The sequence below is a fragment of the Rhizomicrobium electricum genome (assembly GCF_011762045.1).
Taxonomy (GTDB): domain Bacteria; phylum Pseudomonadota; class Alphaproteobacteria; order Micropepsales; family Micropepsaceae; genus Rhizomicrobium; species Rhizomicrobium electricum.
This window is the reverse complement of the sequence record NZ_JAASQS010000001.1, coordinates 103,749-117,825: the sequence shown is the minus strand read 5'-3', so window position 1 is coordinate 117,825 and position 14,077 is coordinate 103,749. Positions and strand designations below refer to the sequence as shown.

The 14,077-nt window shown below is 63.9% G+C and carries 10 protein-coding genes; 4 read left to right on the top strand and 6 right to left on the bottom strand.

What is annotated here, in order from left to right; genetic code table 11:
* Window positions 1–53: 53 nt before the first annotated feature.
* The 5 genes from FHS84_RS00625 to FHS84_RS00605 all read right to left on the bottom strand — a co-directional run bounded on the left by FHS84_RS00625 (window position 54) and on the right by FHS84_RS00605 (window position 6,265).
* Window positions 54–2,120, bottom strand: coding sequence for a M13 family metallopeptidase (locus tag FHS84_RS00625; protein ID WP_166929216.1), 2,067 nt, complete (start codon window positions 2,118–2,120; stop codon window positions 54–56).
* 140 nt (window positions 2,121–2,260) lie between these two features.
* Complete coding sequence (locus FHS84_RS22135) at window positions 2,261–3,310, bottom strand: diguanylate cyclase (protein WP_166929214.1); 1,050 nt, start codon at window positions 3,308–3,310, stop codon at window positions 2,261–2,263.
* Between the two features lie 82 nt (window positions 3,311–3,392).
* Window positions 3,393–3,602 (bottom strand): hypothetical protein, encoded by a 210-nt coding sequence (locus FHS84_RS00615; protein WP_166929212.1) that lies wholly within the window; start codon window positions 3,600–3,602, stop codon window positions 3,393–3,395.
* 35 nt (window positions 3,603–3,637) lie between these two features.
* Complete coding sequence (locus tag FHS84_RS00610; protein ID WP_344470343.1) at window positions 3,638–5,359, bottom strand: DEAD/DEAH box helicase; 1,722 nt, start codon at window positions 5,357–5,359, stop codon at window positions 3,638–3,640.
* Between the two features lie 420 nt (window positions 5,360–5,779).
* Window positions 5,780–6,265 carry a hypothetical protein gene (locus FHS84_RS00605; protein WP_166929208.1) on the bottom strand — a complete coding sequence of 162 codons (486 nt, stop codon included), beginning with the start codon at window positions 6,263–6,265 and terminating at the stop codon, window positions 5,780–5,782.
* A 149-nt stretch (window positions 6,266–6,414) separates the two neighbouring features.
* Between FHS84_RS00605 and FHS84_RS00600 the strand changes: the two genes are divergently transcribed.
* The 4 genes from FHS84_RS00600 (at window position 6,415) to FHS84_RS00585 (ending at window position 13,800) form a co-directional block, all read left to right on the top strand.
* Complete coding sequence (locus FHS84_RS00600; protein WP_208393597.1) at window positions 6,415–9,021, top strand: glycoside hydrolase family 31 protein; 2,607 nt, start codon at window positions 6,415–6,417, stop codon at window positions 9,019–9,021.
* A gap of 34 nt (window positions 9,022–9,055) precedes the next feature.
* Entirely contained in the window at window positions 9,056–10,945 is a 1,890-nt protein-coding gene (locus FHS84_RS00595) for an NPCBM/NEW2 domain-containing protein (protein WP_166929206.1), read from the top strand.
* A 131-nt stretch (window positions 10,946–11,076) separates the two neighbouring features.
* Window positions 11,077–13,035 (top strand): DEAD/DEAH box helicase, encoded by a 1,959-nt coding sequence (locus FHS84_RS00590; protein ID WP_166929204.1) that lies wholly within the window; start codon window positions 11,077–11,079, stop codon window positions 13,033–13,035.
* 66 nt (window positions 13,036–13,101) lie between these two features.
* Window positions 13,102–13,800, top strand: a complete 699-nt coding sequence (locus FHS84_RS00585; RefSeq protein WP_166929194.1) for a hypothetical protein — start codon at window positions 13,102–13,104, stop codon at window positions 13,798–13,800.
* 6 nt (window positions 13,801–13,806) lie between these two features.
* Here FHS84_RS00585 and FHS84_RS00580 read toward each other — a convergent pair whose 3' ends face one another.
* Window positions 13,807–14,010: a hypothetical protein gene (locus FHS84_RS00580; protein WP_166929192.1), complete on the bottom strand. Its 204-nt coding sequence runs from the start codon at window positions 14,008–14,010 to the stop codon at window positions 13,807–13,809.
* Between the last annotated feature and the right edge of the window lie 67 nt (window positions 14,011–14,077).

Here is a 14,077-nt window from a genome sequence, read left to right as displayed (position 1 = left end):
TTCAAGACAATCACTTTATATCGGTCGGCATCTCTGTCGACATTTGATGCTGCTTACCAGAGCTTCACGCGCTGGTCCGGCGGCAGGTAGTACTTGTCGCCCGGCTTGACGTCGAACGCCTCGTACCACGCGTCGACATTGCGGGTCGAACCGATGACCCGGAACGCCGCCGGCGAATGCACGTCGGAGAGAATGCGGCTGCGCAGTTCGCCTTCGCGGAACTTCGACTGCCATACCTGCGCCAGTCCCATGAAGAAGCGCTGGTCGCCGGTGAAGCCGTCCAGCACCGGCGCGGCCTGACCGCCGAGCGCGATGTGGTAGGCTTTGTAGGAGATCGACAAGCCGGCGAGGTCGGCGATGTTCTCGCCGAGCGTCGCATCGCCCCGGACATGCAGGCCGGGCAGCGGCTCGAAGGCGCTGTACTGATCGGTCAGCATCTTGGTGCGGGCCTGGAAGTTGGTGAGATCGGTGTCGGTCCACCAGTTCTCCATGTTGCCGGCGCCGTTGTACTTCGAACCCTGATCGTCGAAGCCGTGGCTGATTTCATGGCCGATCACCACGCCGATGGCGCCGTAGTTCACCGCATCGTCCGCATTCGGATCGAAGAACGGCGGCTGCAGGATCGCGGCCGGGAAGGTGATCGAGTTGAACGACGGATTGTAATAGGCGTTCACCGTCGGCGGCGTCATGTGCCATTCGTTGCGGTCCACCGCCTGATCGAGACGGGCGACGTCGTGGTGCCATTCGAACATCGAAGCGCGCTTCATGTTGCCGACGAGGTCGTCGCGGCTGATCTCGAGCGCCGCGTAGTCGCGCCACACATCCGGGTAGCCCAGATGCGGCGTGAAGGCGTGGATCTTGTCGAGCGCCTTCTGACGGGTGGCTTCGCTCATCCACGGCAGCGTCTTGATGTCGGCCTCATAGGCCTTGAGCAGGTTGGAGACGAGCTTCTCCACCTTGGCTTTCGCTTCCGGCGGGAAGTACTTGGCGACGTAGAGCTTGCCGAACGCTTCGCCGAGCGTGCGATCGAGCAGGCGCACGCCGCGGGTGGCGCGTTCGGTCTGCGCCGTCCGTCCGGCCAGCGCTGTGCCGTAGAAGGCAAAGTCGGCATCGTCGATCTTCTGCGGCAGTACGGCGGCGTAGCTGTGCAGATAGTGGATGGTCAGGTAATCGCGCCACACGCCGACCGGCGTCTTGGCGAACAGCTTGGCGATCGGGCCGACGGCGGAGTTCTCGCCGACGATGACGACGCGCGCACCCTTGTTGAGCGGAATCTCGGTTTCGGAGAAGAACGCATCCCACGGGAACGCGGGAGCAAGCTTCCTCAAGTCCTTGAAAGCGACCGGATGATACATCTTCTCCGGATCGCGCTGCTGGGCGAGGCTCCAGCGCAGCTTGGCGATGCCGGTTTCGAGGGCCATCACCTTGGCGGCGCGGGCGTCGGCATCCTTGGCGCCGGTAAGCGACAGCATGGTGCCGAGATATGCCTTATAGGCTTCGCGCACCTTCACGATGCCCGCTTCGTCGAGCAGGTAGAAATCGCGATCCGGCAGGCCGAGACCTTCCGGCGTGAGATTGACGCTGTACTTAGAGGAGTCCTTGTCGTCGACGCCGATGCCGAGGCCGAAGATGCTGCCGGCGGCCAAGCGCGGCGAGCCCATGACGCGGGCGACATCCTTCAACGTCTTCAGCTTGCCGATCATCGCGAGGTCGGCTTTGACCGGCTCGAGACCGCGCGCTTCGATCGCCTTGGTGTCGGTGAAGCCGTCATAGAGATCGCGCAGCTTCTTCTCTTCCGGCGAGAGCTTGTCCACCGGCTTGGCTTCCAGCTCCGCAACGATCTCCTTCATCCGCTTTTCGCTGAGGATCGCGAGAGTCTGGAACGAGCCCGTGGAAGAACGGTCGGCCGGAATGACGGCGTCCTTCTGCCACTTGCCGTTGACGAACATGTAGAAGTCGTCGCCCGGCTTCACCGAGCGGTCCATGCCGGTGAAGTCCACGCCCCACTGGCCGAGCGTGGCTTTGGGGCCGGGAGGCGGCGCCGGCGGTGGAGGCGGCGGGGGGGCGGAGCAGCCGGCCATTATCAACAGCGCGGCCGCGATCGTGAGGCGACGATTCATGCAAAAACTCCAAAAATTGAGCCCACTAAAATGCGGACGGCTCGGTTTGACGTGCAAGTCACGGTTTCGCGACTATTTGCCCGGAATCGGGATGCAGCCCCTAAGAAATAGGCCGTTTGGCGGGAAAAATGGAGAGCCGATCAGGCGGCGTGCGAACTTGCGGTCCGGACGAGGTCGGTTTCCGTCACGACACGATTGCGGCCGGTATTCTTGGCCCGGTAGAGCGAGCGGTCGGCGCGCTGCAAAAAGAGGTCGGGCGTATCGTTGTCGCGAAGCTGGGACACGCCGATCGAGATCGTGATGGTGCCGAGGATATCGCCGGTCGACTTCTTGACCAGCTTCTTGTTCTCGACATTGGCGCGGATCTGCTCGGCCAGCTTGGCGGCGCCCTCGAGCGGCGTCTGGCGCAGGATGACGACGAACTCTTCGCCGCCGTAGCGGGCGGCGGTATCGCGGCCCTTGACGTTTTCCGACAGGCAATTGGCGACGAGGCGCAGCACCTGATCGCCGGTCTGATGGCCCCAGGTGTCGTTGAAGCGCTTGAAGTGATCGATGTCGCACATCATCAACGCCACCGACGAACCGTCCTGGCGCGCGTCCTTGATGGCGGCTTGCAGTTCGATGTCGAAGGCTTTGCGGTTGGCGACCCCGGTGAGAGGATCGATCCGGCTCTCCTTGCGAACCGTGTCGAGCTGGGTCTTGAGTTCGGTGACGTGCTCGGAGGAGCGCTGCAATTCGCTCTCCAGCGCCTTGGTCCGCGCTTCCATCGCGTGGGTGGCGCCGACGAGGCGTTCCACCATCTTCGCCACCGCGGCAGGAGACTGGTTGCCGCCAAGTTCGCCGCTGGCCGCCGACAGGGTACGGCCGTATTCCCCGGCATCCTTGCCGGCCCGCTCCAACCGGCCCATCACCGCGTCGAGCATGCCGCTGATGCCGGCGCCGACGTCTTCCATGGTCTGGGCGGTTCGTTCGCGGGCGAGGAACTGGTTGCACAAGCCCTGCAGGAACGGCTGCGTGAACGGCGTCTTCTCGCGGATCATGGTGTCGATGATCTTGCCGAGCGCGGCATTGGTGCCGGCGGCGTACACGTAGAACAGCTCGTAGTTTTCGGGAGTCGGCGCGACTTTCCAGTCGCCCATCAGGGCAAACGCGGTTTTCGCCAGAGCCTGTTCGCGAGAAGGTGCAGCCACCGTCGTCCCCACTAGCGCTCCACCACCGAAGCGTGCAGGAAGTGTGGCCCGAAGGATGGTAAGAAACCGTTAAGCCGCAGCCTTACGGCGCCGGTTTGGACGGCGTTTTTTTCTTATCGCCCTTGTGACTTACGCCTACCGCGGGAGTTTCGCGATTGACCGGCGCGCCGACCGAGCCCGGAGCGAAGGATGGCGCATCGCTCGCCGGAAACGTGTCTTCCATCTGCTGATCGACGGAGCCCGGCTTAGAATGGGTTACGCCGTCCGCATCGCGCTTTACCTTGGCGGTCATGATCGCTTCTCCGGGTTCATCCCCGGAAGAACCGTTCACACCGCGTCAGGTTCCGCTTTCTTCGCCGCCTTCTTGCGCGGCGCCCGCGGTTTCTTTTCCGCCGTCTTCTCCGCCGCCTTTTCGACCGGCTTTTCGACAGGCTTTTCAGCAGTCTTTTTCTCGACCGTCTTCTTTTCCGGCGTCTTGGGCAGTTTCACCGGGCGTAGAAGGAAGGCCGGCAGTTGCGACGCATCGACGGGCGTCACTTCTACGCGCGGCGCGGAGGATTTCTTGAACGCCTGGGCGTAATGCACCGGCTCCTGCTTCTTCGCCGGTTCCGGGCGGTTCTGCTGGGCGCGGAAATCCTGGCGATGATCGGGGCGGGCGGGACGCTGCGGTTCGCGATGTTGCGACTCGCGATGTTGCGGCTCTGGGCGCGGCTGCTGAGCCACCGGCTTCGACTCTTCGACCGGCTTCACCGGCTCCATCGATGCAACCTGGCCATGCGGCTTGACCGGACGGTCGCGGTGATCGCCGTGGCGGCGGTCGCGATCGCGTCCGCGGCCACGTTCGCCGCGGCCATCGCGGAACTTCTCCCGCGGCGGCCGCTCGCGCACCTGCTCGGCAAGGCCGTCGATGCTGCGGCTGGTGAGCTTCGTCTTGGTCAGCTTTTCGATCGCTTCGACGTATTTGCCGTCGGAGCTGGTGACCAGCATATAGGCTTCGCCGCTGCGCCCGGCGCGGCCGGTGCGGCCGACGCGATGGACGTAGTCGTCGCAGTGATAGGGCACGTCGAAATTGAAGACATGGCTGACGGCGGGAATGTCGAGGCCGCGCGCCGCCACGTCGGAAGCGACGAGAATGGTGATTTCGCCCGAGCGGAAACCGTCGAGCGTCCTGGTGCGGACCGACTGGTCGAGATCGCCATGCAGCGGCGCGGCGTTGAAGCCGTGCTTGGAGAGCGATTTCGCCACGATGTCGACCGTGTGCTTCTTGTTGCAGAAGACGATGGCGTTGGTGATCTCGCCGGCTTCCTTGATCAGCGTGCGCAGGGCTTCGCGCTTGGCCCACTCGTCGTTGGGGACCTGCACCAGCTCCTGCTTGATGTTGTCGGCCGTGGTGGCGGGACGGGCCACTTCCACCCGCACCGGGTTCGACAGGAACTGTTCGGTGAGGCGGCGGATTTCCGCCGGCATGGTCGCCGAATAGAACAGCGTCTGGCGGGTGAACGGCAGCATCTTGCAGATGCGTTCGACGTCGGGAATGAAGCCCATGTCGAGCATGCGGTCGGCTTCGTCGATGACGAGCAGCTGGACCTGGGTCATCATCAGCTTGCCGCGTTCGAAATGGTCGAGCAGGCGGCCCGGCGTGGCGATCAAGACGTCGACGCCGCGATCGATCTTGCGGTCCTGTTCGTCGAACGACGTGCCGCCGATCAAGAGCGCCATCGAAAGTTTGTTGTACTTACCGTACTTCTCAAAACTCTCGGCGACCTGGGCGGCAAGCTCGCGGGTCGGTTCCAGAATGAGCGAGCGCGGCATCCGCGCCTTGGCGCGGCCGCGGGCCAGCATCTCGATCATCGGCAGGGTGAAGGAGGCGGTCTTGCCGGTGCCGGTCTGGGCGATGCCGATGATATCCCGGCGCGCCATGACGTGCGGGATGCCTTCGGCCTGGATCGGGGTCGGGGTGCGGTAGCCGGCTTCGTGCACGGCCCGGAGCAAATCGTCGGACAGGCCTAAGCCGACAAAGCCGGACTCGGCTTCCGGCGTCGGTTCGATTGTTGCCGGTTCGGCAGCGACTTCGGCAACGGAATTGTTCTGCACTTCCTCCGGAAGGGAGGGAGGGGGCACCTCGGCCGCGGCCTCAACGGAGGGTTCGCTTTCCGGTTTTTGCGGCGGGGAGGGGGGCTCGACAGCGGCCTCAACAGGCGCCGGAGCGGGTACAGGTTCGGGAATGATTTCAGTCGGTTGAGAAGAATTTACGGAATGGTCCGAATGGATGTCTTCCAGCAGGCCGGCGTCCGTGCCGGCGGTCGTTACTTCACTCAAAAGCGCTCCTAGACGGCGCAAAATCGCGCCTGGTTTACAAGGGGCGCCCTCTGAAGCGCCCAGCAGCACCCGGATTGGCACCGCTCGTCCTATGGCACCGCATATGGGGAACGAAGGGCGAAAAGTCAAGGTGAGGGGGATTGCGGGGGGCTAGGGGTGAAAGACGGTGGTGCTTCCCGCTGGCTTCGCACACTGCTTGATCTGCCAGCGGCTATCGCGTTTCGAGAGGTGACATACCTCGAAATCCACGCGAGGCGCGGTGCTGTAGGTTTCATCCTGAAATTCAGTGCGGCTGACCAGCACCGAAGCGGAGCCGTTGCCGGCATATTTGGGCCGACCTAGCGAATACCATTTGAGTTTGGAGTTGCCGGACGGCTCTGCAAGCCCGAGTTCCTTCCACGGACAAATCGCAACGAAGGTGCGGTTGGGTCTGCCGGTAGCAGCTGGGTCGCCATCGTATTCCGTAATTTCCGCGGAAAAGCTGCCTTCGGGCGGTTTGGTCGCCGTCCAGCCGAGGCGAGCCTTTGCTACGACCGCAAAGATTTCGCAATCCTCCGCTGTCGAGACATGACGCGGTACGTCCTGCGCGGCGGCGGGAGCAAGCATCAGCACGCCAACCAGTACCATCCACTTCATGAAAGCCCCCCGATGATATTCGCCAAGTGTAGGGCGCGGATCATCAGAGCGTTAGCGAAATAAACCGCCTCCCGGTAATCAGCGGGTCTGCCGCATTGCATCGGTTTTTGTCCGAGTTAATGTGAGGCCGAACCCGACCGGGGCAGGACATGAGCAGCGATGACGTCAAGCACGGGATGACCCGGCGCAGTGCCATGCAACTGGCCGGGACCGGTCTTGCCGCAGCCGCGGTATCCGCAGACGCCAAAGAAGCCGACACCGCTTGTTATGCGCGCGCCATCAGCGGCGGGGTGTTGTCGATCTATGCTCTCAGTTCGCGGGCGTTCCGGGTGCGGTTTGCGCCCGATGGGGCGTTGCCGAAAAGTCCGATCCTGGTCGATGCGCGGACCGTCAAACCGGCTGGCGGGCGCGGCAGCGGGGCAAAGACGCTGACGCTGAAGCATATCCGCTGCAACGTGGCCGACGACGGCACGCTGACCTTCACCGATGCCAAGGGCGCGGTGCTGCTCAAGGAGAAGCCGGGGCGGGTGCTGACGGCCTCGACGGTGCAAGGCACGCCGACCTACGCGGTGCGCCAGGCGTTTGCTTCGCCGGAGGACGAGCGGCTTTACGGCACCGGGCAGTTCCAGGACGGACACTTGAATGTGCGCGGGCTGGCGCGCCGTCTGACCCAGGTGAATACCCAGATCAGCCTGCCGTTCCTGTTGTCGAGCAAGGGCTATGGCCTTCTGTGGCACAACACCGGCATGGCCGAACTTAATCCGTCTACGGAGCATATGGTTCCGGTTCATGTCGGTGATGCCGAAGGCGGCGAGACGATCAACGTCACCACCACGGCGGGCAATGCCGCCATGAAACGCCGCGATGCCGTTTTCGAAGGCACCGTGACGCTGGCCGAAGCGGGCCGCTACTGCTTTCAGATCGATGTCGGTCAGGCGATGTCGCACAAGCACCATGTCGAAATCGACGGCGCCGTGGCGGTGGATATCACCTCGCTGTGGCTGCCGCCGACCATGAGCTTTTTCGCCGACCTCAGTGCCGGGGCGCACAAGATCCGCATTCTGGGCAGCGCCAACGACAAGCCCACGCTCGGCTGGTCGAAGGTGAAGCCCGAAACCGTGCTGGCTTCGCCGGTGGCCGAGGCGATCGACTACATCGTCATCGCCGGTCCCAAGGCCGACGACATTCTCGCCGAATACCGCCGCCTGACCGGGCAGGCGCCGCTGATGCCGAAATGGGCTTACGGCTACATCCATTGCCGCGAGCGCTATCACTCGTCGGAGGAAATTCTCGCCAATGCGGCGGAGTTCCGGTCACGGAAAATCCCGCTCGATGTCATCGTGCAGGATTGGCAGTACTGGGGCCGCTACGGCTGGAACGCGATGCGTTTCGACGAGAAGGATTATCCCGATCCGGCCGCGCTGACCGCCAAGCTGCATGCGGAGAATGTCCGCTTCATGCTGTCGGTGTGGTCCAAGGCCGACAAGAAAAGCGAAGTGGGGCAGGCTTTCACGGCGCGCAATGCCTTCATTCCGGATACCGACTGGATCGATTTCTTCAATCCGCGTGCGGCCGATTTTTATTGGGGCGCGATGCGCCATCGCCTGTTGCCGCTCGGTATCGATGCGTGGTGGCAGGATGCGACCGAACCGGAAAACGACGATCTCGTCGGGCGGCCGACCGCGGCCGGTCCGGGCGAAAAAGTGCGCCTGTTCTATCCGCTGCAGGTCAGCCGGACCGTCTATGAAGGCCAGCGCCGCGATGCGCCGGGCCGTCGCGTGATGATCCTGACGCGCTGCGCCTTTCCCGGTCAGCAGCGTTATGCCTCGGCGGTGTGGTCGGGCGATATCGGCTGCGATTTCGATACGTTGAAGCGGCAGATTCCGGCGGGGCTTAACGTGATGGCGGCGGGCCATCCCTATTGGACAGTCGATGCCGGCGGATTCTTCCGTCCCGGTCCGTCGCAGTACACCGATCCCGCGTATCGCGATGTGCTGCTGCGCTGGATGCAGTATTCCGTCTTCCTGCCGCTGATGCGGGTGCACGGCTATCAGACCAACACCGAGCCGTGGCACTACGGCGCCGCGGTGGAAGCAGAGGTGCGGGCGCTGATCGAATGGCGCTATCGCCTTTTGCCGTACATCTACAGCGCGGCGGCCGAGGTCACGCGGTACGGCACCAGCCTGATGCGGCCGCTGGTGATGGATTTCGCGCACGATCCGGCGGCGCTCGATGAAGCGCACAGCTTCATGTGCGGGCGCGCGCTGCATGTGGCGCCGGTCCTGGCGGCGAAGGCCGTGACGTGGCCGGTTTATCTGCCGGAAATGCCGGGCGGCTGGTACGATTTCTGGACTGGCGAGCGGCGCACCGGCGGCAAGCGCCACGATGTGCCGGCGGAGAAGCGGATTCCGGTGCATGTGCGCGCCGGATCGATCGTGCCGCTCGGGCCGGTCGTGCAATCGACGGCGGAAGCCGATGGCCGCGAACTGACGCTGCGCGTTTATGCCGGGGCCGACGGCGTGTTCGAACTCTACGACGATGCCGGAACCGATTACGGTTACGAGAAGGGCGCGTTTGCGCGCGTGCCGCTGATTTGGGACGACAAGACGCGCGTGCTGTCGTTCGGAGCGCGCGAAGGACATTATCCCGGTATGCCCGTGGCGCAGCGTTTTCAGATCGTGCTGATCGATGCCAACGGCGAAGCGGCCCCGGTCGCCGGGACCTATGAAGGACGGCCTCGCAGCGTCAGGCTTTGAACCGATAACGAGAACAACAGGAAGGACCGAAACCATGCCCATTTCCAGACTCGCCGCGTTGGCGGCCGTGCTTCTCGCCGGGACCGCTTATGCCGCCGATCTCACGCCGACCGGAAAATGGAGCGGCTATACGGCCGGTAACGCGGCGACGCCGCCGATGGGCTGGAGTTCGTGGAACACCTTCGCCACCAACATTTCGGAAGAGCGCATACTGGGCGTTGCCGAGGCGCTGAAGAAAACCGGTCTCGCCGCCAAAGGCTATCGCTATGTCAACATGGATGATGGCTGGTGGGATAAGCGGCGCCAGCCCGATGGACGGATGCAGATCCGCACCGACCAGTTTCCCTCGGCGGCGGTCGGCGGCAGCGTCGGCACAAGTTTCAAGCCCTTCACCGACAAGGTTCACGCGCTGGGCCTGAAGGTCGGCATCTATTCGGACCTCGGACGCAATTCGTGTTCGCAGGCCTATCCGGCGCCGGACGGCTATCTGCCCAAGGGCACGATGGCGGAGCGCGAGATCGGTCTCTACGGGCACACCGATCAGGACATCAAGCTCTACATGCAGGAATGGGGCTTCGATTACATCAAGGTCGATGCGTGCGGCATCCGCGCTTACTTCCCCGAGGCGCCGCAAGTCAAATCCGGCGAGTATCGCACGCTCGATCCGCTCATCATCGGCTGGCAGATCAACGGCACCGATGCGGGCGCCGTGAAGAAGCTCTACACCGACGTCAGCGATGCGTTGATAAAGTACAAGCCCAACAACGATTTCCTGTTCTCGATCTGCGTCTGGGGCGCCGCCGACGTGCGCACCTGGGCCAAGGATGTCGGCAACATCTCGCGCACCAGCGACGACCTCGGGCCGATCTGGACGCGCATGCTGCACAATTTCGACAGCGCCTCGCGCCGCGCGCTCTATGCCCATCCCGGTTCGTGGAACGATCCCGACATGCTCTATGTCGGTTACGGCGAGTTCGACGAGAACCATCTGACCGAAGCGAAGTCCCACTTCGCGCTGTGGGCGATCACCAACGCGCCGCTGATCCTCGGCAACGACGTGCGCAAGATGCCCAAGCCCTTGCTCGACATCGTGTCGAACCAGGACATCATCGCGATCAATCAGGACAAGGACGGCAATCAGGCGACGCTCGCCTACGACGCCGACAATGTGCAGATTTTCGTGAAGAGTCTGGCGGGCGGCAAGAAGGCGGTCGCGATCTTCAACCGCGGCATTGCTCCGGCGGAAGTCGATCTCACGGCGCAGCAGATGAAGCTCGCCGAAGACGGCGACATCACGCTGACCGATCTGTGGACCAAGCAGCAGACGAAAATCAAAAAGGAAACCAAGTTCCAGGTGGCGCCGCGCCAGACGCTGATTTTCACCGCCGAGGGTCCGCACCGGCTGAAGAACGGCCTCTATCTCTCCGAAATGCCGGGCCGGGTGAATCCGGCGGTGGACGGCGTCACGACGCGCCAGCCCGATCCCTACATCTTCCGCTTCCAGACCTGGGGTTCGACGCGCGGCAACGGCGCCCATCCGCAATACGCCGGCTGGGGCGGGGCCCAGACCGATTTCACGCCGTTCGGCCAATCGCTGCGGATCGGCGGCAAGGACTTCGATACCGGCCTGGGGGTGCTCGCCAATTCGCGGCTGGAAGTGCGCAATAACGGCGCCACCACGTTCACGGCCGAGGTCGGGGTCGACGATTCCACCCTCGACACCTCGCGGCCGGTAACTTTCGCGGTCTACGGCGACGGCAAGCTGCTGGCGAAGTCGGCCCCCAAGGCCTATGGCGAAAAGCCGGAAACGCTGACGGCCTCGGTCAAGGGCGTGAAGATCGTGGAACTGGTGGCCAGCAACGCGACGGCCCCCAACGCACAGCCCACGGTGGTCACCTGGGGCAATGCCGCGTTGACGAGGTAAACACGGCCCTTGCGCAGCCGCCATGGTTTGGACACGGTTTTGGACGACATAGCGTCACGACCGTGAACGCGTTTTGCCGGACGGTTCGCTTCCGTCAACCGACCGTTTCGCGTCTTGCGCAAGGATTTCCCGTGTTCGCTACGCTTCCCGACGCCATTTCCCGCGCCTTGCAGGCGCGCGGCTATACCGACCCGACCCCCGTCCAGGAGGCCGTTCTGGCGCCGGAAACCGAAGGGCGCGATCTCCTGGTTTCGGCCAAGACCGGGTCGGGCAAGACTGTCGCCTACGGCCTCGCCATGGCGCCGACGCTGCTCGAAGGCGGGGATCTGCCGTACGCCGATGCGCCGCTGGCGCTGATCGTGGCGCCGACGCGCGAACTGGCGTTGCAGGTCCAGACCGAACTCACCTGGCTTTATGCCGAGACCGGGGCCGAAGTGGCGGCCTGCGTCGGCGGCATGGACCCGTTCAAGGAACGGCGGGCGCTCGAACGCGGCGCGCATATCGTCGTCGGCACGCCGGGCCGGCTGGGCGATCATTTGCGGCGCGGGGCGCTGCGCCTCGATGCGCTGAAAGTCCTGGTGCTCGACGAGGCCGACGAGATGCTCGATCTCGGCTTCCACGACGAACTCGAATTCCTCTTGCAGGCGACGCCCGAAACGCGGCGCACGCTGCTGTTCTCGGCGACGTTGCCGAAGCCGATCGTGATGATGGCAAAAAACTATCAGGACGATGCCTTGCGCATCGCACTGGCGGCCGACGAGGGCGGCCACGCCGACATCGACTATCGCGCCATCCGCATCGCCCATGCCAAGGTCGACCGTACCGTCGTGAACCTGTTGCGCTATCTCGATCCGCCCTCGGCGCTGGTGTTCTGCGGCACCCGTATCGGCGTACAGAAACTCGGCGAGACGCTGGCGGCGCGCGGCTTCGACGTCGTGGCGCTGTCGGGCGAGATGAACCAGAACGAACGCAATCGCGCGCTCACCGCGCTGCGCGGCGGCCATGCACGGGTTTGCGTCGCGACCGACGTCGCCGCCCGCGGCCTCGACGTGCCGGACCTGACGCTGGTCATTCACGCCGATCTGCCGAACGATGCCGATGTTTTGCAGCATCGCAGCGGCCGTACCGGCCGGGCCGGCAAGAAGGGCACCAGCATTCTTCTGGTTCCGCCGTCGCGGCGGCGCAGCGCCGAACAGATGCTGCTGCGCGCCGGCGTGCAGTACGAATGGATGGATCCGCCGTCGCCGAAAGCGATCTTCAAGCAGGACCGCGAGCGGCTGCTGGACTCGCCGATTTTCGCCAACGCCGGCCAGGATGAAACCACCATCGCGTCGGCGCTGCTGGAGCGTCATTCGCCGTACGAAATCGCGGCCGCGCTCGCCAAGCTCTATCGCGAGCGGCTGCCGGAACCGTTCGACATCGAGCAATACGTCGAGGACCCGCGCCATGCCCAGCGCGACGAGCGCCGTCCGCGCCCCGACCGCGACGAACGCCGTCCCCGTCCCGAACGCGAAAAGCGTTCGTACGAGGGGGAAGGGCGCCCGGAACGGCGCGAGCGCAAATCGGGCCCAAGCCGGTTGCCCAACGGCGCCGTGTGGTTCCGCATCAGCGTCGGGCGCGAACGCAATGCCGATCCGAAATGGCTGCTGCCGGAAATCTGCCGTCAGGGCGAGGTGACCAAGAAGGAGATCGGCGACATCCGCATCTTCGACACCGAGACCCGGTTCGAACTGGATGCCGCGGCGGCCGAAGCCTTCACCGCCAAGATCGCCGAACGTAATAAGGGCGGGGTGAGGATTTTCCCGGCCGATGGCGGCGAGCCGGATTACAACGCCGCGCCTCCGCCGGCGGAAGCCGAGGAGAAGCCGCGCTTCAAGCCGAAGTTCAGCAACGGCGACCGGCCGAAGGGTGAATTCGAGCGCAAGCCCAAGGGAAAGTTCGAGCGCAAGCCGAGGGATTTCGAGCCCAAAGCCAAGCCGGGCTACGACCCCAAGGACAAGCCCGTGTTCGCCAAAAAGCCGTTCGACAAGAAAAAGAAGAAGCGCGACAAGAAAATTGCCAAGCACAAGAAGGGCGTATTCGAAGTTTAGCGCGGGGACTGTAAATCGCCCCGGTTCGCCCTATATGTGTGCAATCGCGCGCGGGGAGGACGGGTCATGGCGACACCGGGTTTCATCGGTCCAGTTTATTGCGACACCTTCATCGCCGGAACGACCGAGCCGCATATGTGGCTTGGGATGCACGAGCCGGTGAACACCATCACCAATGCGGCGATCCTGATCGCGGCATGGCTGGCCTACCGTCATATCAAGCGCTCGAATGTCGGATTTTCCGGCGGGCTGATCGTGCTCCTGGTGCTGCTCGTCTCGGTCGGCGTCGGCAGCGCGCTGTGGCACGGCCTGCGCACCCAATGGGCGCTGACGCTCGATTGGATTCCGGGCGTGCTCTATCTCCTGGTATTGACCGTGTTGTGGATCCGCCAGCTTTACGGCTGGGTGGCAGGCATTCTCGGCATGCTGGCGATGATGCTCCTGGCGACCAGCGGCGTGCGCTATTTCGGAGGCGAACTGGCGGCGATCTCGCCGAACCTGCGGTTCGTGCCGATGTTCGCGACCGTCACGCTGACGGGCATCATCATGGTGTCGGGAAGCTGGGTGAAATACGGCCGCAAGACCGGACTGCTCGGCGTTGCGATCATCGCGGCGGGATTGACGGCGGCGGTCGCCCGCTCGATCGACCTGATCGTCTGTCCCACCATTCCGGTCGGCACGCATTTTCTCTGGCACATCGGCCTGTCGACCGCGGCGTGCCTGGGCGTGGTGCTGATGGTGAAGATGAAACGCGCGGCGGGATAACGGCTGTTACTGCGGCAGGATGATGCCGTTGGGCATCATGTCGTCGGTGGGAGGCCCACCGTTGGCACGGCGGTATGCCTTGCGCTCGCACTCGTCCTGCATTTCGCCGCGGCAATAGGTTTTGATGAAGTTCCGGCACGCGCCTTTGTTGACGTGGAAGTACTTCTTAAAGAATCCGCACCCCGCCAGGTTTTCGCAATCGGCAGACACGCGGCCCTCCCCCTTATGCCGTACGCTTTCAATCTACCGGTGTGCGATTGCCAAGCGGTAAACGGGG

Coding starts and splice junctions, on each gene's coding strand:
- FHS84_RS00625 (WP_166929216.1), bottom strand. CDS start 2,120: ATGAATCGTCGCCTCACGATCGCGGCCGCGCTGTTGATAATGGCCGGC.
- FHS84_RS00615 (WP_166929212.1), bottom strand. CDS start 3,602: ATGACCGCCAAGGTAAAGCGCGATGCGGACGGCGTAACCCATTCTAAG.
- FHS84_RS00605 (WP_166929208.1), bottom strand. CDS start 6,265: ATGAAGTGGATGGTACTGGTTGGCGTGCTGATGCTTGCTCCCGCCGCC.
- FHS84_RS00600 (WP_208393597.1), top strand. CDS start 6,415: ATGAGCAGCGATGACGTCAAGCACGGGATGACCCGGCGCAGTGCCATG.
- FHS84_RS00595 (WP_166929206.1), top strand. CDS start 9,056: ATGCCCATTTCCAGACTCGCCGCGTTGGCGGCCGTGCTTCTCGCCGGG.
- FHS84_RS00585 (WP_166929194.1), top strand. CDS start 13,102: ATGGCGACACCGGGTTTCATCGGTCCAGTTTATTGCGACACCTTCATC.